Origin of the sequence: Luteimonas terrae, assembly GCF_031457535.1 — a bacterium.
Taxonomy (GTDB): domain Bacteria; phylum Pseudomonadota; class Gammaproteobacteria; order Xanthomonadales; family Xanthomonadaceae; genus Luteimonas; species Luteimonas terrae_A.
Window position 1 is genome coordinate 471,212 of sequence record NZ_JAVDWO010000001.1, and the last position, 18,338, is coordinate 489,549.

Annotated in this window: 14 protein-coding genes; 1 reads left to right on the forward strand and 13 read right to left on the reverse strand. The window is 68.8% G+C overall.

The window, feature by feature from the left end; genetic code table 11:
* Position 1: 1 nt before the first annotated feature.
* The 4 genes from J2W68_RS01945 to J2W68_RS01960 form a co-directional block, all read right to left on the reverse strand.
* Positions 2 to 1,435, reverse strand: coding sequence for an alanine/glycine:cation symporter family protein (locus J2W68_RS01945; protein WP_310232191.1), 1,434 nt, complete (start codon positions 1,433 to 1,435; stop codon positions 2 to 4).
* 85 nt (positions 1,436 to 1,520) lie between these two features.
* A complete protein-coding gene (locus J2W68_RS01950; RefSeq protein WP_310232193.1) occupies positions 1,521 to 2,069 on the reverse strand; it encodes a GNAT family N-acetyltransferase in 549 nt (182 codons plus the stop codon).
* Positions 2,062 to 5,196, reverse strand: a complete 3,135-nt coding sequence (locus tag J2W68_RS01955) for an efflux RND transporter permease subunit (RefSeq protein WP_310232195.1) — start codon at positions 5,194 to 5,196, stop codon at positions 2,062 to 2,064. The genes J2W68_RS01950 and J2W68_RS01955 overlap by 8 nt, the downstream gene beginning before the upstream one ends.
* A complete protein-coding gene (locus J2W68_RS01960; RefSeq protein ID WP_310232197.1) occupies positions 5,193 to 6,317 on the reverse strand; it encodes an efflux RND transporter periplasmic adaptor subunit in 1,125 nt (374 codons plus the stop codon). Before J2W68_RS01960 ends, J2W68_RS01955 begins: the two co-directional genes overlap by 4 nt.
* Positions 6,318 to 6,497: 180 nt before the next feature.
* On the opposite strand from J2W68_RS01960, the gene cysK reads away from it, so the two are divergent.
* Positions 6,498 to 7,457, forward strand: coding sequence for a cysteine synthase A (gene cysK, locus J2W68_RS01965; protein ID WP_310232200.1), 960 nt, complete (start codon positions 6,498 to 6,500; stop codon positions 7,455 to 7,457).
* A 136-nt stretch (positions 7,458 to 7,593) separates the two neighbouring features.
* Here the strand turns inward: cysK and J2W68_RS01970 are convergent, their stop codons facing one another.
* The 9 genes from J2W68_RS01970 to J2W68_RS02010 form a co-directional block, all read right to left on the reverse strand.
* A complete protein-coding gene (locus J2W68_RS01970) occupies positions 7,594 to 8,076 on the reverse strand; it encodes a hypothetical protein (RefSeq protein WP_310232203.1) in 483 nt (160 codons plus the stop codon).
* Positions 8,077 to 8,164: 88 nt separating this feature from the next.
* Complete coding sequence (locus J2W68_RS01975; protein ID WP_310232205.1) at positions 8,165 to 8,905, reverse strand: hypothetical protein; 741 nt, start codon at positions 8,903 to 8,905, stop codon at positions 8,165 to 8,167.
* Entirely contained in the window at positions 8,893 to 9,897 is a 1,005-nt protein-coding gene (locus J2W68_RS01980; RefSeq protein ID WP_310232208.1) for a class I fructose-bisphosphate aldolase, read from the reverse strand. Before J2W68_RS01980 ends, J2W68_RS01975 begins: the two co-directional genes overlap by 13 nt.
* Positions 9,898 to 10,023: 126 nt before the next feature.
* Positions 10,024 to 11,514: a pyruvate kinase gene (gene pyk / locus J2W68_RS01985; RefSeq protein WP_310232210.1), complete on the reverse strand. Its 1,491-nt coding sequence runs from the start codon at positions 11,512 to 11,514 to the stop codon at positions 10,024 to 10,026.
* Positions 11,515 to 11,604: 90 nt separating this feature from the next.
* Positions 11,605 to 11,727 carry a hypothetical protein gene (locus tag J2W68_RS01990; RefSeq protein WP_310232213.1) on the reverse strand — a complete coding sequence of 41 codons (123 nt, stop codon included), beginning with the start codon at positions 11,725 to 11,727 and terminating at the stop codon, positions 11,605 to 11,607.
* Positions 11,728 to 11,963: 236 nt separating this feature from the next.
* The gene (locus J2W68_RS01995) at positions 11,964 to 12,605 is read right to left on the reverse strand and encodes an HAD hydrolase-like protein (RefSeq protein WP_310232215.1); all 642 of its coding nucleotides are present in this window, start codon (positions 12,603 to 12,605) and stop codon (positions 11,964 to 11,966) included.
* Positions 12,602 to 13,777, reverse strand: a complete 1,176-nt coding sequence (locus J2W68_RS02000; RefSeq protein WP_310232217.1) for a phosphoglycerate kinase — start codon at positions 13,775 to 13,777, stop codon at positions 12,602 to 12,604. Before J2W68_RS02000 ends, J2W68_RS01995 begins: the two co-directional genes overlap by 4 nt.
* Positions 13,778 to 14,186: 409 nt before the next feature.
* On the reverse strand, positions 14,187 to 15,551 hold the full coding sequence (locus J2W68_RS02005; RefSeq protein ID WP_310232219.1) for a DUF3999 family protein: 1,365 nt from the start codon (positions 15,549 to 15,551) through the stop codon (positions 14,187 to 14,189).
* On the reverse strand, positions 15,548 to 18,259 hold the full coding sequence (locus J2W68_RS02010; protein ID WP_310232222.1) for a DUF2339 domain-containing protein: 2,712 nt from the start codon (positions 18,257 to 18,259) through the stop codon (positions 15,548 to 15,550). The genes J2W68_RS02005 and J2W68_RS02010 overlap by 4 nt, the downstream gene beginning before the upstream one ends.
* Positions 18,260 to 18,338 lie beyond the last annotated feature (79 nt).

An 18,338-nucleotide genomic window follows, 5' to 3' on the forward strand; every position in this document is an offset into this window, starting at 1 on the left:
ATCAGGGGGCCTTGCGCCAGAGGTCGGCGTTGCGGATGCCGAGCCGGTCTGGATCGAATGTGGGGTCGAGGCCCTGCTTTTGCTGGGCTTCGTAATCGCGCAGCGCAACCAGCGCCGGCTTCTGCAGAATCAGGATCGCGACGATGTTGAGCCAGGCCATCAAGCCGACGCCGATATCGCCCAGCGTCCACGCCATTTCCGCCGTGCGCATGCAACCGAACGTCACTGCGGCGAGGATCACGATGCGCAGCACGAACACCATCCACGGCCGGTGCATGCGCCGGTTGAGATAGGCGATGTTGGTTTCGGCCATGTAGTAGTAGGCGATGATCGTCGTGAACGCGAAGAAGAACAGCGCCAGCGCAACGAAGCCGGCGCCATAGCCCGGCAGCACCGATTCCACTGCCGCCTGCGCATATCCCGGGCCGACTGCGATGCCGGGCAGCGCCTCGAAGAGCATGCCGCCGGCCGGCGCGATGACGTTGTACATGCCGGTCGACAGAATCATGAAAGCGGTCGCCGAACACACCAGTAGGGTGTCGACGTAGACCGAGAACGCCTGCACCAGACCCTGCTTGGCCGGGTGCGACACCTCCGCCGCTGCGGCGTGGTGGGGACCGGTGCCCTGGCCCGCTTCGTTGGAATAGATGCCGCGCTTGACGCCCCACTCGATCGCCAGACCGAGCACCGCGCCCATGCCGGCTTCGAGCCCGAAGGCGCTGCGCAGGATCAACCCGAACATCTCCGGCACCGCGGAGACGTTGAGGAACAGGATCACCAGCGCGACCAGGATGTAGGCCAGCGCCATGAACGGCACGACGATCTCGGCGAAGCGCGCGATGCGCTTGACGCCACCGAAGATGATGAAGCCCAGCCCGACCACCACGATCGCGGCCGTCACGGCAGGCGGAAGGCCCCACGCATTCTGCGCAGCCGCGGCGATGCCGTTGGCCTGCACGCCGGGCAACAGAAAGCCGGTGGCGACAATGGTCACGATCGCGAACAGCCATGCGTACCAGCGCTGGCCCATCGCCTTTTCGATGTAGTACGCCGGACCACCTCGGTAACGTCCGCTGTCGTCCTTTTCCTTGTAGATCTGCGCGAGGGTCGATTCGACGTAGGCCGTCGACGCACCGAGAAACGCCACAACCCACATCCAGAACACCGCACCCGGACCGCCGAAGGCGATCGCCGTGGCGACGCCGGCGATGTTGCCGATACCCACCCGGCCCGACAGCGACATCGCCAAAGCCTGGAACGAGGACACGCCGGCTTCCGATTTGCCGCCGGCCAGCATCAGCCGCACCATTTCTCCGACCTGGCGGACCTGCACGAAGCGCGTGCGCACCGAGAAATACAGGCCGGCGCCGAGGCACAGCCAGATCAGCGGCGGGCTCCAGATCACGCTGTTGAGTGTGGCGACAATCTTTTCCATGCGGCGCTCCCCGGGTTGAAGGCGAACCCGCGCAGCAGCGGGACCTTTCGATTCTCCACCAATCGCGCGCAAACGCGAAACGCAGTCAATCGAGCGCGCGTGTCCTGGCGAACAGCCGCAGATCAAACAGTCGTCCATCTTTGATCACCGCGTGGCGCATGCGGCCTTCATCAAGGAAACCGTTCTTGTCTAGCACCCGCGCCGAGCCCGTGTTGAAGTCCAGCACGGTCGCCTGCAATCGATGCAGGCGCAGCGCATCGAAGACCCAGGCGGTGTAGAGGCCCACGGCGCGCGTCATCAGGCCGCGTCCCCAATGCGCCTGGCCGAGCCAGTAGCCGAGCTCCGCAGAATGTGCACGCTCGCCGACACCGGGCCGCGCACCGATGCCACCGCAGGCGGCGCCGTCCACCTCGATCGCGAACACAGGATCATTGAAGTCCACGACCCGCCCGGCGAGAAACGCCTCGCCGTCGGCGCGCGTGTACGGCGTCGGGAACCGATGACTCAGCCCGCGCACGACCGCCGGATCATCGGCATGACGCAGCAGCACGTCGAGATCGTCGGCGCGCCAGCGGCGGAGCACGAAGCCCGCGCCGTCGAGGCGCACCGCATCCCAGCGCGCGGCATCAGGCATGGCCGCTGACCGCCGGGGTCTCGGCTTCCAGGCGCTCGAGCTCGTGCGCCAGCGCCTCGGGCGAGCGCGTGAACGGTGCGAGCAAGGCATAGAACGCCGGCACGACGAACAGCGACAAGAGCGTGGAGAACGCGACACCGAAAATGATCACCACGCCGATCGTTGCGCGACTGGCCGAACCCGGCCCGCCGGCGACCACCAGCGGCACGGCGCCGACGATCGTCGCCGCCGCGGTCATCAGGATCGGGCGCAGACGCACCGATGCCGCCTCGGTGATCGCATCGCGCACGTTGCGGCCGTCGTCGCGCAGCTGGTTGGCGAACTCGACGATCAGGATGCCGTTCTTCGCCGCCAGGCCGATCAACATGACGATGCCGATCTGACTGAAGAGATTCAGCGTGCCGCCCGTGGCCCACAAGCCGATCAGCGCGCCGAGCACCGCCAGCGGCACCGTCAGCATGATCGACAGCGGATGCACGAAGCTCTCGAACTGCGCCGCCAGCACCAGATAGACGATCAGCAGCGCCATCGCGAAGGTCAGCAGCACTGCGCCGCCGGCTTCCTGGAACTCACGGCTCTCGCCCTTCCAGTCGACCTGCGCGTAGTCGGGCAGCTCTTCGGCCGCGACCTCACGGGTCCATTCGATCGCCTCGCCCATCGTGTAGCCCGGCGCCAGGCCCGCGCTGATGGTGATCGCACGCAGGCGGTTGAAGCGGTTGAAGCTGCCGGGTTCGGCGATCTCGCTGAGCGTGACCAGGTTCGACAGCGGCACCAGCGCGCCGTCACGTCCGCGCACGAAGGTGTCCGACAGATCGGAGGGCGTCATCCGCCGTTCGCGATCGGCTTGCAGCAGGACGTCGTACTCCTCGCCGTTGTCGACGAAGGTCGTGACCTGGCGCGAGCCCATCATCGTCTCGAGCGTGCGGCCGATCTCCTGCACCGACACGCCCAGATCGGCGGCGCGCGGGCGGTCGATGTCGACACGCATCTGCGGCCGGGTTTCCTTGTAGTCGGAGTCCGGATCCTGGATACCGGGGTTGTCGCGCATGCGCGCGAGCATGCGGTCGCGCCAGATGGCGATCTCCGCGTAATCGGGTCCGCCGAGCACCAGCTGGTAGCGCTGGCCGCGGCTGCTGATCAGTCCACCCGGCACGTTGGCGCGTACCTGCACGCCGGTGAGGTCGCTGAACTTCGCACGCAGATCCTCGACGACTTCGGTCGTCGGCACCTCGCGGTCGCGCCAGTCCTGCAGGAACACGATGACCTGCCCGTTGTGCATTTCCTCACTGCCGCCCCAACCGCGCGGCACGCGCGAATTGGCGCGTTCGATCGGCTGGCCGTTGCCGACCAGCGGCGCGAAGATCGCTTCGACCTGCTGCATCTGGCCGACGGTGTAATCGAAGCCCGCGCCTTCCGGACCGTCGACCGACACGAAGAAGCGGCCGCGGTCCTCCGCCGGCGACAGTTCGCTGGGCACGCGCCAGAACAACAGCAGCGCCACGACGACGCAGGCGCCCATGGCCAGCACCATCGCCAGGATCAGCCGGCTACTGCGCATGCCGACCAGCGCCGACACACGGCCGCCGTAGCTGCTGCTCAGCCGGTCCAGCTGCCGGGTCATCCACTTGTTGAAGCCGCGCGGCTTCTCGTGGCGTCGCACCAGCTTGGAGCACATCATCGGCGTCAGCGTCAGCGCGATGAAGGCCGACAGCGCGACCGCGCCGGCCAGCGTGACCGACAGTTCGCGGAACAGCCGCCCGGAATTGCCTTCCATGAAGCCGACCGGCAGGAACACCGCGACCAGCACCGCGGTCGTGGCGATGACCGCGAATGCGACCTGCGCGGTGCCGCGTCGCGCCGCGACCAGCGGCGGTTCGCCGAGATCCGCGCGGCGCTGCACGTTCTCCAGCACGATGATCGCGTCGTCGACGACCAGGCCGATACACAGCACCAGCGCGAGCAGGGTCAGCAGATTGATCGAGAAGCCGAACATGTACAGCGCGGTGAACGCGGCGATCAGACAGACCGGCGCGGTGACGGCGGGAATGATCGCGGCGCGCAGGCTGCCGAGGAACAGCCAGATCACCACGAACACCAGCGCCATCGCCTCGAACAGCGTCCAGTAGACGCGGGTGATCGCGGAGTCGATGAAGACCGTGTTGTCGGCGGCGACGAAGATCTCCGTGCCTTCGGGCAAGGTCGCCTGGATCCGCTCGGCTTCCTCGCGCGCGGCGCGGGCCACGTCCAGCGCGTTGGCCGTCGACGTACGCACGATGCCGAGACCGACGTTGGGCACCGAGTTGCTGCGCATGTAGGAGCGGCGCTCGGCCGAGCCGAGTTCGATGCGCGCCACATCGCCCATGCGCACCACGTAACCGTCGTCGCCGCGGCGGATCGGGATCTGCGCGAACTGCGACGGTTCGCGATAGCCACGCTCCACGCGCAGGGTGAAATCGCGCGTTGCCGATTCGATATTGCCGGCCGGCAGTTCGACGTTCTCGTTGCGCAGCGCGGCCTCGACATCGGAGGCGGCGACGTCGCGCGCGGTCATCGCGTCGCGGTCGAGCCAGATCCGCATCGCGTAACGCTGGCTGCCGCTGAGTTGCACGCGCGCCACGCCATCGAGCGAGGACAGGCGGTCGAGCACGTAGCGATCGGTGTAATCGGTCAGCTCGAGCGTGTTCATCGTGCTCGAGCGCAGGTTGAGCCACATGATCGCGTCCGCGTCGGCTTCGACCTTGGAAATTTCCGGCGCGTCAGCCTCGATCGGCAGGCGATCCATCACGCGGCTGATCGCATCGCGCACGTCGTTGGCCGCGGCCTCGATGTCGCGCGTGAGGTTGAATTCGATCGTCACATCGGCGCGGCCGTTGCGGCTGCGCGACTCGATCGTGCGGATGCCCTCGATGCCGGCCAGCGCATCCTCGAGGATCTGGGTGATGCGGGTTTCCACGACCGCCGCCGACGCGCCGGCGTAGGACACGTCGACCGAAACGATCGGCGGATCGATATTGGGCAGCTCGCGCAGCGTCAGCCGGCTGAAGGACATGATGCCGAGCACCACCAGCAGGAGGCTGATGACGACCGCGAACACCGGCCGCTTGATGGCGACATCGGACATCTTCATGGCGCGTCACCCTCGGCCGCGGCCGGTGCGTCGGCCGTTTGCGACTTCGCTTCCTGCACGGTGCCTTCGACGATCTTCATGCCCGGCCGCAGCTTGCCGGTGCCGTCGATGACGATCCGGGTGCCCGGCTCGATGCCCTCGACGATCTCCGCCAGTCCCTGCCCGCGCACGCCGAGCGTGACCGGCGCCTGTTCAACGGTGTCGTCCTCCAGCACGCGGTAGACGAAGGTGTCGCGGCCGACCTGGATCACCGCGATCTCGGGCACCATCAGGGCCTGACGCTGGCGCTGCTCGAGGCGGACCTGGATCAGCATGCCGGGGCGCAGGCGGTCGCCGGGATTGTCGAACGCGGCGCGTACCGCGACCGCGCGCGTATTGGGGTCGACGCGCGAATCGACGATCTGCACGGCGCCTTCCACGGTCTCGCCCGGATAGGCGGCGCTGCTGCCGAAGACGCGCTGTCCCGCGGCGATCGAAGCCAGACGCACTTCGGGCACAGGGAAATCCACGTAGACGGTGGAGAGGTCGTCGAGCGTCGCGATGGCGGTGCCCGGCGTGACCAGTGCGCCGGGGCTGACCTGGCGCAGGCCCAGCACGCCGGCAAACGGGGCGCGGATGGTGCGGTCGCCGATGTCGGCGCGCATCTCGGCGACGTTGGCGCGTGCGCTGTCACGGGTCGCGCGCAGGGTGTCGATCGACGCCCGCGCGATCAGCTGCTGGCCGACCAGCTCGGTGCCGCGGACGTACTGCTGTTCGGCTTCGGTGGCCGCGGCCTCGGCCGCGCGCAGCGCCGCCTGCTGCTGGTTGCCCGACAGCGTGACCAGCACCTGTCCGGCCGCGACCCGGTCACCGCTGTCGAAATGCACACGCTCCACCGTCTCGCTGACCTTGGCGGTCACGGTGACCGACTCGCGTGCATTCACGGTGCCGAGCGCGGCGATCGAATCGTTCCAGTCGCGCGGCTGCACCTGCGCAGTCGTCACCGGCACTGCTGCGCCGCCCGCCCCGGGCCCGCCGGCGGAAGGTTGCGCCGCGCCGCCGCAGCCCGCGAGCAGCAGGACGGAGGCAAGAACAGGCAAGGCGGCACGAAGGCGCGACGGGATATCAGAGTGCAGATGCATGAACAGGGAGCGCCTGGAAGGGGGGTCGAAAAACCGCCCGATAGTACCCGCTGCTCCGTGACGCCGACCCATGCCATCAGTGGGTCGTATTCCTGCACGCGACGTGTCAACCGCTGGCACCGTCACGCGTTATGGCCCAATGTGGAGGCCCGCGCTCAGCGCTTCTGCGAGGGTTCCCCCATGGCCCTGTACGACAGCATTCTCGACACCATCGGCGGTACGCCCGTCGTCCGCCTGCATCGGCTCGCGCCCGCCAACGTCGAACTCTACGCCAAGGTCGAGTCGTTCAATCCCGGCGGTTCGGTCAAGGACCGGCTCGCGCTGGCGATCATCCTCGACGCCGAGCAGCGCGGCGTGCTCAAGCCTGGCGACACCGTCGTCGAAGCGACTTCCGGCAATACCGGTGTGGCGCTGGCGATGGTCTGCGCGGCGCGCGGCTACAAGTTTGTCGCCACCATGGTCGAAACGTTTTCGATCGAGCGCCGCAAGCTGATGCGCGCCTACGGCGCCAAGGTGATTCTGACGCCGGCTGCCGAGCGCGGTAGCGGCATGGTGCGCCGGGCCAAGGCGCTGGCCGAGGAACACGGCTGGTTCTGGGCCAGCCAGTTCGAGAATCCCGCCAATCCCGCCTATCACCGGCAGACCACGGCCGCAGAGATCCTGCGTGATTTCGCCGGGCGCCGGCTCGACCATTTCGTCACCGGCTGGGGCACGGGCGGCACGCTGACCGGCGTGGGCGAAGTGCTCAGGGTCGCGCGCCCCGAGGTGAAGATCACCGCTTGCGAGCCAGCGGGCGCCGCGCTGCTGCAGGGCAAGGAGTGGGCGCCGCACAAGGTGCAGGGCTGGACGCCGGATTTCGTGCCCGGCGTGTTGAACCGGGAGATCGCCGCGCAGGTACTGTCGATCGACGATGCCGTCTCGATCGAGACCGCGCGCCGGCTCGCCGCTGAAGAAGGCATCTTCGTTGGCATTTCCGCCGGCGGCACAGTAGCCGCGGCCCTCGAAGTCGCGAAGACCGCGCGCGACGGCGACGTGATCCTGGCGATGCTGCCCGATACCGGCGAGCGTTACTTCTCCACGCCGCTGTTCGCCGACATCAATGAAGGCTCGGATGACGAATGGTTGGCCGGCCTGCCGTGACCGGCTGACCCCCAGCAGGAAACTCCTGTAGGAGCGCGCTCGCGCGCGAAGGAAACGGCCTGCGAGGCCCATCGCGCGCAAGCGCGCTCCTACACGGTTGCGTTCCTACACGGTTGCGCTCTTGCGGGCCGAGCATTCAGCCCAGCCAGATCGCGAGTCCACCGCCGACGATCACCAGCGCGAGCACCCAGCCCAGCCAGCCGTAGCGGCCGCTGTCGCCCTGTACCACGGTCTCGGTGCGCGCCTCCTGCAGCAACGGCGACGCGTGGCGTTTCACCGCCTCCTCGGCCTCCGCTTCGCTGAGGCCGGGCCGGGTGTCGCGAAGACGCCGGGCCGCATCCACGGTATTGCCGGTCGCGATCTTGGCCGCGACTTCGCTCGGCAATGTGTCGTCGCCGACCCGCGCGGCGGCGTCGGACGGCCCGTAACGGTCGTCATCCTCCAGCGTCGAGGCGGGGTTGCGGCCGATGCTGCCCAGCGCATCGCGCGCGGTCCGCAGATCGAGACCCGGATTGGCATCGCGCAGGGCCTTGATCGCCTCGATCGGACGACCGCGCCGCAGGGCGTCATGGACCGGCAAGGGCACGTGCAAGCGGCTGTTGGATGGGGAAGCGGCCATCGTCGATCCTCCAGTGGATATCGCCGCACAGCCTAGGCGAGGGGCGGTGACAGTCGAGTGGCCGGGGGGCAGCCCGACTTGTCCGGCCTCAATCGGGCGACCACGCCGTGGACGGGTCGAGCCGCTCGAACAGGGTGCGGCTGCTGGCGCGCTCGCGGGTGGTGATGGGAAACAACAGTCCGCCGCGCACGGTCCGCCGGTGATCCACCGAGACCTCCAGCCCCTCAGGCAGCGGCTGAATCGCCACGGTGAGCAGATCGTTCATTCGGGTCTCGCCTCCGTTCCACCAGTCGTGATCCGTGCGCAGCAGCAGGCGGCCGTCGAGGCAGGCCCGGGCCCGCATGCCCGGCGGCGGCACCGGCGCGCCCAGCGCGACGGCATCGCCAATCGGAGCGCCCGCTGCCGATATGGCCTGCAGATGAAGCGACGGGCTCTCACCAGCGTCAGCGGCATCGCGCACCCGCACGCGCGGGGCACCGTCGGCGAGCGCCGGCGGAATCGTCCACCGCTGCCATTGCAGCACGGTGGCGAGATCCGCCAAGTCCGCGATCCACTGGCCGCGTGCGGCCTGGCGCACCCCATGGACCGCATAGTCGCCCGCAAGTCGCGGGCAGGCGGCACGGGTCACGCTGGGATGCGCGTGTTCGGCATCGAAGGCGGCGTCCACCGCCTTCGCATCCAGACCCTCGATCCGCAACGTCGTACACGCCGACAGGGTGACGCAAGCCAGCGCCGTGGCCAGACGGATCACCTGGCCCGCCCAGGCCTGATCGCGGGCGAGAACCTGCGTCGTCGGGTGATTGCGGCGCGGGGCGATCAGCCCTCCCACTTGCCCAGCGCGGCCAGACTGTTCGCCTTGGCACGCGCATGCACCGTGGCCTGCGCTTTGCCCACGTTGTTGACCAGATCCTGCGACCACAGCTTCAGCGCCGCCGACTGCATCGCACGACCGTAGGAGAACGACAGCGGCCACGGGTTCGGGCCGAGGCGGTTCATCGCATCGAGATGCGCGGTCGCCAGCTCGTCGGACTGGCCGCCCGACAGAAACACGATGCCGGGCAGGATCGCCGGCACCGACGACTTGAGGCACATCAGCGTCGCTTCGGCGACTTCCTCGACATCCGCCTCTTCGTCGCTGTCCTTGCCCGGCAGCACCATCGACGCCTTGAGGATCGTGCCCTCGAGCATGACGTTCTGGCTGTAGAGCGCATCGAACAGACCGCGCAGCACGACTTCGGTGACCTCGTATGCGGTCTGGATGTCGTGGTCGCCATCGAGCAGCACTTCCGGCTCGACCATCGGTACCAGACCCTGCTCCTGGCACAGCGCGGCGTAGCGCGCGAGCGCATGCGCGTTGACGTCGATGCAGGTGCCCGACGGCATGTCCTCGCCGATGGTGATGACCGCGCGCCACTTGGCGAAGCGTGCGCCGAGCTTGTAGTACTCCTCAAGCCGCGCGCGCAGGCCGTCGAGGCCTTCGGTCACCAGCTCGCCAGGGAAGCCCGCCAGCGCGTGCGTGCCCTTGTCGACCTTGATCCCCGGAATGATCCCGTTCTGAGTCAGGTACTTCGCGAACGGCAGGCCGGCCTTGGTCGACTGGCGCAGGGTCTCGTCGAACAGGATCGCACCGCTGATGTGCTCCGAGAGCTTCGGCGTGGTCAGCAGCATCTCGCGGTAGGCGCGGCGGTTCTCTTCGTTGTTCGGAATGCCGACCTGTTCGAAGCGCTTGCCGATCGTGCCCGTCGACTCGTCGATCGCGATGATGCCCTTGCCCTTCGCCACCATGGCCTGGGCGGTTTCGGCAAGCTGTTCGATGCTCATGACGGGGTTCCGGGATCGCGACGGGAAAGGGCAGCGATTATAGCCCGGCGCACCGACCGGGCTTTTCGGAGACCCCAGGTCGCGGTCGCGGGCTTCTTCCGCCGGCCGCGACCGCACGCGCAGGCGTTACAGCTCGCCCAGGCCCTCGGCGCGGCCATCGGCGCCCACCTGCAGCAAACGCAGGGTGTTGGTGGCGCCGTGGGTTTCCATATGTTCGCCACTGGTGAACACCACGCGCTGGCCAGGGCCGAGCAGGCCCGCTTCGACCAGCAGGCGCACGCTGCCGCGCGCGGCTTCGCGCGGGGTCTGCCCACGGCTGTCGTAGTTGAACGGAAACACGTCGCGCATCAGCGACATGCGCCGGCGCGCGCCGTCATGGCGGGCGAAGGCATAGATCGAAGCGCCGCCGCGGAAGCGCGACAGGTAGCGCGCGGTGCCGCCGGATTCGGTCATCGCGACGATCGCGCCGACGCCAACATGCTCGGACAGGAACATCGCTGCCATCGCGATCGCATGGTCGGCGCGCTCCAGATTGCGCTGCGCTTTCTCGAAATCGGTGTCGTGGGCGAACTGGCGTTCGGCGCCGACGCAGATGCGCGCCATGGCTTCGACCGCGCGCACCGGATACGCGCCGGCCGCGGTCTCGGCCGACAGCATCACCGCATCGGTGCCGTCGATGACCGAGTTGGCCACGTCCAGCACTTCAGCGCGCGTCGGTATCGGGCTTTCCACCATCGACTGCAGCATCTGCGTCGCGGTGATCACCACTTTGTTGCGTGCCAGCGACTCGCGGATGATCTTCTTCTGCAGGCCCGGCAGCTCGGCATCGCCGATCTCCACGCCCAGGTCGCCGCGCGCGACCATCACCACGTCGCTGGCGTCGATGATCTCGGCCAGGTTCTCGATCGCCTCGGTGCGCTCGATCTTCGACACCAGCGCAGCATCGCAGCCATGCGAACGCGCGATCGAACGCGCTTCTTCCATGTCGGCGGCATTGCGGCAGAACGACACCGCGATGAAGTCGACGCCGATGTCGGCAGCGACCTTGATCAGCTCGCGATCGTGATCCGTCAGTGCGCCCAGCGACAGGCCACCGCCCTGCTTGTTCAGGCCCTTGCGATTCGACAGCGCGCCGTCGTTGAGCACGGTGGTGACGATGCGCGCGCCTTCGACGGCGGTGACCTGCAGTTGCATCAGGCCGTCGTCGAGCAGCAGCACATCGCCTGCTTCGACATCGCCCGGCAAGCCGAGATAGCTGACCCCAACCTCATCGACGGTGCCCGGGGGCGCCGCGGGATCGGCGACCAGATCGAAGCGCGCGCCGGCACGCAGCTGGACTTTGCCGTCGGCGAATTTCTCGATGCGGATCTTCGGGCCTGGCAGGTCGGCGAGGATGCCGATCTCGACGCCGGCGCGATCGGCGGCGGCGCGAACCGCCTCCGCGCGTACGCGCTGGGAGTCCGGATCGCCGTGGGAGAAATTGAGGCGGACCGCGTTGACGCCGGCGGCGATGAGCGCATCGAGGACGCCGGGCTCATCGGTCGCGGGACCCAGCGTGGCGAGGATGCGGGTGCGGCGACGGTGCGCCGGAACAGGAAGCAGATCGGTCGTAGTCATGGCGCCCAGTCTAATGTCCACCGGTGGTCAGCCGCACGTTGCACGGCAACATGAAAATGGCGCTCCATGCCGGCGCGCCGTGTTCGAAGCTTACTGTGAAATCCCGCAGTCGGCGTGGACCACCACGTTGTCGCGCATCTCGCCCGAAGCCTGGTTCGGCACGCGGCCGAGTGTCGCCTTGACGATTCGCACGCCGGCATCGTCGTCATACATCTCGGCGACGGGAAATCGTATGCACCGGCGATGCCGGCGCCGGCCCGCAGCCAGATGGCGAACATCCCGAGACCCCGCCGGGGGCGTTTCTCGTCTTGATGCTGCGTTCCGTGCACGAGAATCGCCAGCAACCTCATCTTCGCGGCGAAGATGCCCTGGTGGATCGGCGAAGCGTTACAGCATGCGTGGCAGCCCGGGACCACGTTGCTGACGCGACACGTGCAAGTCGCCGTCGCTCAGGCCAGCGCGATCACGAGCGAGGCCGGCGAGTCGACGACGACATCCGCGCCCGCAGCGCGGAGTTCGTCGGCATCGCCGAAGCCCCACAGCACGCCGATGCCGCGCATGCCGTGCTGGGATGCGCCCTCCATGTCGTAGCGCCGGTCGCCGATCATCGTGGCGTCCGCCGCGATCAGCGCGAGCCGTGACAGCGCTTCGGCGATCAGTTCGCGCTTGTAACGACGCGTGCCGTCGTCGCTGGCGCCGACCACCGTTTCAAATGACGCACCGAACGGCAGAGACTCGAGGATGCGCCGCGCGAAGCCTTCATTCTTCGAGGTCACCACGGCCAGTCGGTGACCGGCGGCCTGCAGCGTGGCGATCGTCTCGGGAATGTCGGCGTACACCGAATGCTCCCGCCATCCCCTTGCGTCGTAACGTTCGCGGTACAGCGCCACCGCCTGCTCGGCGCGCGCACTGTCGCCCTCGAACAGTGCATCGAAGCTGTCACGCAGCGGCGGGCCGATCCACGGCAGCAGCGCTTCGCGCGACAGCGGCGCATGCCCCAGCGCATCGAGCGTGTGGGCGATGCCGCCGAGAATGCCCGGCTCCGAATCGATCAGCGTGCCGTCGAGATCGAAGAACAGCGCCCGGGTCACGCGCCGCGGGCGTCGAGCGCCGCGACCGCCGGCAGCGTCTTGCCTTCGAGGAATTCGAGGAACGCGCCGCCACCGGTGGAGATGTAGGACACGTCGTCGGAGATGCCGTACTTGTCGACCGCCGCCAGCGTGTCGCCGCCGCCGGCGATCGAAAACGCCTTCGACGTTGCGATCGCGCGCGCAAGTGCTTCGGTGCCCTTGCCGAACGCATCGAACTCGAACACGCCGACCGGGCCGTTCCAGACCACGGTGCCCGCGTCCGCGATCATCGCGGCGTAGCGCTTGGCGGTGTCCGGGCCGATGTCGAGGATCATGTCGTCGGCCTCGACCGCGTCCACCGCCTTGACCGTCGCCGGCGCATCGGCCGCGAACGCAGGTGCGACAACGACGTCGGTCGGCACCGGAATCTCGGCGCCGCGCGCCGTGGCGTCGGCCATGATCTGCTTCGCGGTATCGAGCAAGTCGGTCTCGACCAGCGACTTGCCGACGCCGTGGCCCAGCGCGGCGATGAAGGTATTGGCGATGCCGCCGCCGACGATCAACTGGTCGACCTTGCCGACCAGCGACGACAGCAGTTCGAGCTTGGTCGAGACCTTGCTGCCGGCGACGATCGCCAGCAGCGGCCGCGCCGGCGCGTCGAGCGCCTTGGCCAGCGCGTCGAGTTCGGCCATCAACAACGGGCCACCGGCCGCCGTCGCAGCATGGCGGATCACGCCGTGCGTCGAGGCCTGGGCGCGATGCGCGGTGCCGAAGGCGTCCATGACGAACACGTCGCACAGCGCGGCGTACTTCTTCGACAGCGCCTCGTCGTCATCCTTCTCGCCGACATTCATGCGGCAGTTTTCCAGCAGCACCAGCTGACCCGGCGCGACCTCGACGCCGTCGACCCAGTCGCGCACCAGTGGCACGTCGATGCCGAGCAGCTCGGACAGGCGCGCCGCGACCGGCGCCAACGAATCGGCTTCGCTCCAGCTGCCTTCCTTCGGGCGGCCCAGATGCGAGGTCACCATGACCGCCGCGCCCTTCTCCAGCGCGTATTTCAACGTCGGCAGCGATGCAGTGATGCGCTGGTCGGAGGTGACCTTGCCGCCGTCGACGGGGACGTTGAGGTCCTGCCGGATCAGCACGCGCTTGCCGGACAGGTCGAGGTCGGTCATGCGGACAATGGTCATGGGGTCTGGACTCTCTTGAATGATCGGAATGATGTGCGCCATGCCATCCATGGCGTGACATATCTGCGGTAGGAAACACCGGCCCCGCCATCCATGGCAGGGCGCTCGCCGCGCGGTCTGCCTGACGGCAGTCCGCTCAAACCCGCTCGCCCTGCCGAATCAGCACGCGCTTGCCGGAGAGATCGAAACCGGTCATGCGGACGATGGTCATGGCGCTGTACTCGCTGTATTCGGAAGGAGAACGCGGGTGCGTCAGCCGCCCATTGTCCGCGGTGTGCCCGCAGCCAGGCAAACCGCTTCGAATCCCCCTGTAGGAGCGCGCTCGCGCGCGATTGGCTTTCCCAGGCAAGCCGGATCACGCGTTCCCGAAAAGGGGATGCAAGCACAAGCGCGCTCCTACATGCCGATCTCAAACGGGCTTCGGCGCCCTGAGCAGACTCAGCGCGAAGCCACCGACCAGCAGCACCCCCAGCCCGAGCACACCCCACAGCAGCCACGTGCCCCAGTCACCCGGCGGCGTGTCATCCAGCGCGGCAGCGCCGGCCAGTTCCGTGCGCGCGCCCAGCGTCGCGACTGCGGGCTGCCAGCGCCCGCCATCGCGCGCACGCAGATCGGCCAGCAGCGGCGCCACCGATGCGTCGACACGCACGGCACGTCCACTGCCCGCGCGCAGCGAGAACGGCGCCGCGCCCTCGGCGACGAACACCAGCCGCTCCGCGCGATAGCCGAGCCGCAGCACGGGCGACGCGCCGGCAGACGGCGCATCCGGCACCAGCCGCCATTGGCGCGCGCGCAGCGTCGTATCGAGCGCGCGCGGCGGCGTGCGTGACGCCGCATCCGCGCCGACCCGGTAGACCAGCCAGTCACTCGTGATCGTGCGCCACGGCGCGCTGTCGTCTTCGCGCACCGACAGCGTCCAGCGCGCGGTCGCATTGCCGTCCAGGCCGATGTCGACGTGCGTCACCGGCAGCCGCGCATCGAGCCGGAACACAAAACCGCCTTCGGCATCGGGCGGACCTGCGGGTTCCAGCGCGCGCCATGCCAATTCGGGCGCATCCGCGACGGCCGTCGATTCGCCGGTGACCGACACGATTGCCGGCATCGTGCCGGCACCGGCCCCGGGGCTGAGCCGCAGGTAGCGCGCGCGCACCGGCGTATCGAACACGAGCCGCTGCTCGACCAGGCGCGCTTCGCCGCGGCGCAGATCGAGCAGACGCCCGCCTGCAGACAGCGGCTGCCAGTCGCGCAGATCTTCCGAGCCTTCCACCCGCATCGTGCGTTCGAAGGCGACCTCGGCGACGCCCCAGTCCAGCACCAGCGCCTGCAGAGGCACTCCGGATGCGCCGGCATCTACCAGCAACGCGGCCGGCGGCGCATCCCCGGGCGCAGGCTGCCACTGGATGCGTCGCAGGCGGCCGTCAGGATCGACTTCGCTGATCGCGGCGATGTCGCTGCCGGCGCGTGCGGCGGTCGCCGGCAGCGGGAACCAGGCCAGCGGTTGCGTCGTACGGCGTGCCGGCGGGGCCGGGGCAGCCTGCAACAGCGCCGGCACCTGGCGTCCATCGCTGTTGACCACCACCAGATCGCGCAGCGCCGGCGACACCGTGGTCGCATAGACCGTGTCGTCGAGTTCGACCTGGTAGGCGCCGGCATCCGGCGACGGCAAGGTCAGCGGCCATTGCGCGACGAAGGCCTCGTCGCCCCCGGCAGCAATCGCCACGCTGCAGATCGCGGCGCCGGCAAGACCGGCCATGCATGTCAGACGTCGGTTCATGCGTCGGCCTCCTGTGCCGTTTCCGGGGTCGCGGCACGCGGCGGCGCGGGCGCGAAGAAGCCGACGACCGTGCACAGCAGGCCGTAAGCGATGAACGAGCCGATGCCCCACAGATTGCCGAGATGGCTGCGGTCCACCAGCACCAGCTTGGCCAGCACGATCGCCATCAGCGCCGCGCCGGCCAGCCACAGCACACGTTGGCCGCGGCGCGACCCGATGACCCAGCCGAGTACGCCGAGCACGCTCCAGACGATGGTCAGACTGGTCTGCGCCAGACTGCTGCCCGCGAGCGCGTCGCTCCAGGGCACGCCGCCCCAGTGATGCGCGCCGCGCAGGGTGATGACGGTGACCAGCAGAAACGCGCCGGCCGACAGCATCGGAACGCGCGCACGTTCGTCGATCCCCGCCTCGCCGCCCCACAGCCAGCGCGCGATCAGCAGCAGCACGGCGATCTGGGCGAGATCGAGCGGATTGACCAGGGCGATCCACGGCAGCGGCGCGGGATTGCCCGCGTTGCCCAGCGCCAGCAGCCACCAGATGATCAGCAGGGCGCAGCAGACGGTCCGGAATGCCGCGCGCATCGGGTCGAAGCTCGCGCCCAGCGGATGCGTGAGCCACGGCCAGCGCAACAGCGCCACCGCGGTGATCGCCAGCCACGGCGCGACCGCCGCGACCAGCCACCAGCCATCGCCGCCGCCGATCCGCTCGGACAATTGCACCAGCAGCAGCGACACCGCGAACGGCCACAGCAGCCACCACACGAACTGCGCGACGCGGGCGAATCCGCTGTCGCCGGCGCGCAGGCACAGCAGGCTGCGCACGCCGAGCGCGGCGAAGACCAGCCACGCCCAGAGGCCGTTGCCGGCGAAGGGGTGCTGATGCGCTTCGGCCTGCAGCAGTGCCAGCGGCAGCGCCGCTACCAACGCAAGGCAGGCGGTGCCGGCCAGTAACGGATCGAACACGCGTCGATTGCGTTCGGCCGCCAGCCAGCCGGTGACCGCTGCCAGCACCAGCAGCGCATCGGGGAAGTCGCGCCCCGGCAACACACGCTGCAGTTCGAACGTCCACACGCCGAGCCACCAGGCCATCGCCCAGAGATAGGCGATGCGTGCGGGCGCAACGGCGCCTGCGCGCGAATACGCCCATGCGATCGCGAGCCCCGAGGCGACGAACAGCAACGCGCCGACGAAGAGGCCATGCACGAACGGCGTATCACCCACCGTCGTGTTGCCTGCAGCGAACACATACGCGACCACCGCCGCGACCTGCAGCGCGATGCCCGACCAGCGCGGCAGACGCCGCTGCTGACGCAGGCCCAGCCAGACCAGCGCCGCACCTTCGAGCGCGAACACGCTGGCAGTCGCCTGCGCCGACAGCGCCAGCGGCACGGCCAGCGTCGCGAAGCCTGCGGCCAGTAGGGCGTACGACTGCTGTAGCACCTCAAAACGACCACCGCGACGCAGCCACCACGACAGGCCCGCATACACCGCCGCGAGCCCGAGCGCGCACAGCGCCAGCGTGGTCGTGTCGTCGCGCATCAGACCCGACTGCAGCGAGAACGCGATCAGCGGCGTGCCGAACACCAGGCAGCCGTCGATCAGATCGCGATGCCCCATCGGTCGACGCCGCGCGTGCAGCAGCGGCACCGCCAGATAGATCGCGAAGAACAATGCGAGAAACGCCTGAGCGGACGCGTAGTCGGCAGCCTGGTAATCCAGCACACCCCAGAACGCGCCGATGCCGAAGGTGAAAACGAACCCCAGCAGATTGAGCAGCCGCCATGCGCGGAACCAGGCGATGGCGACGATCGCCGCATTGAGCACCGCGTAGTAACCGAACAGCGCGACATGATTGCCGCCGCCGGTCGACAGCCAGATCGGCGCGAGAAACCCGGCCAGCACCGCGAACACCGCCAGCGCCATCGCGCCCTGCAGCACCGCCAGCGCGCCGGCACCGAACACCAGCGCCACGCTCGCGGCGAACGCGAACTCCATCGGCACAAGCCCGAACATCCGCGACGCGGCGAACACGACGAGCAGCAGGATGCCGATCATGCCGCCCTGCAGGCTCAGTGCAAACGTGCGATGGCTCGTCCGGCGCATCCAGCCGAACACCAGACCCGCGACCGCAGCCACCGAGACACCCGCGAGCCGGAGCGACACCGGCACCTGCAGCAGACCTTCATCGCTGGCGTACTTGAGCAGCGCGGCGACACCGGCGAACAGCACCAGCATGCCGATCTTTACCGGCACGTTGCCGGAGGTGAACCAATGGCGGACCAGACGCAGACCGCGTTCGAACACGTCGGGGCCCGCCGGCGCAGCAGGGGCCGCGGGCTGTGCGGGACGCGCAGGCGCCGGGTAGTGCCGGACCTCGCGCGGCGGGTCCGGCGGCAACGGCGGTGGCGCGGACACGGACGCAGGCGGGGCCGCTGACACCGGGGGCGGCGCGGTCGCGGCGGGCGGCACTGGCGCGGACAGTTCTTCGGCGCGCGTCGACACTGGGGCCGCGGGTACGTCGCGCGGGGCCGCAGTTTCGACAGGCGCTGGCGGTATCGCCCGACCGGCGATCTCCGCGCGCAGGCGTTCGCTCAGGTCTTCGAGATCGGCTACGCGCCCGCGCAGGCCGGACAGCATGACCAGGCAGACGATCAGCAGGACCGGCACCGCCAACAGCGCAAGTCCGATCAGTACGACGAATCCTTCCATGAAATCCCCAGTGCGCCAGAGGGCGCGCCCGGCCACCTTACGCGGCGATCTGCCGAAAACAAGAAGCCCCGCGTGTGCG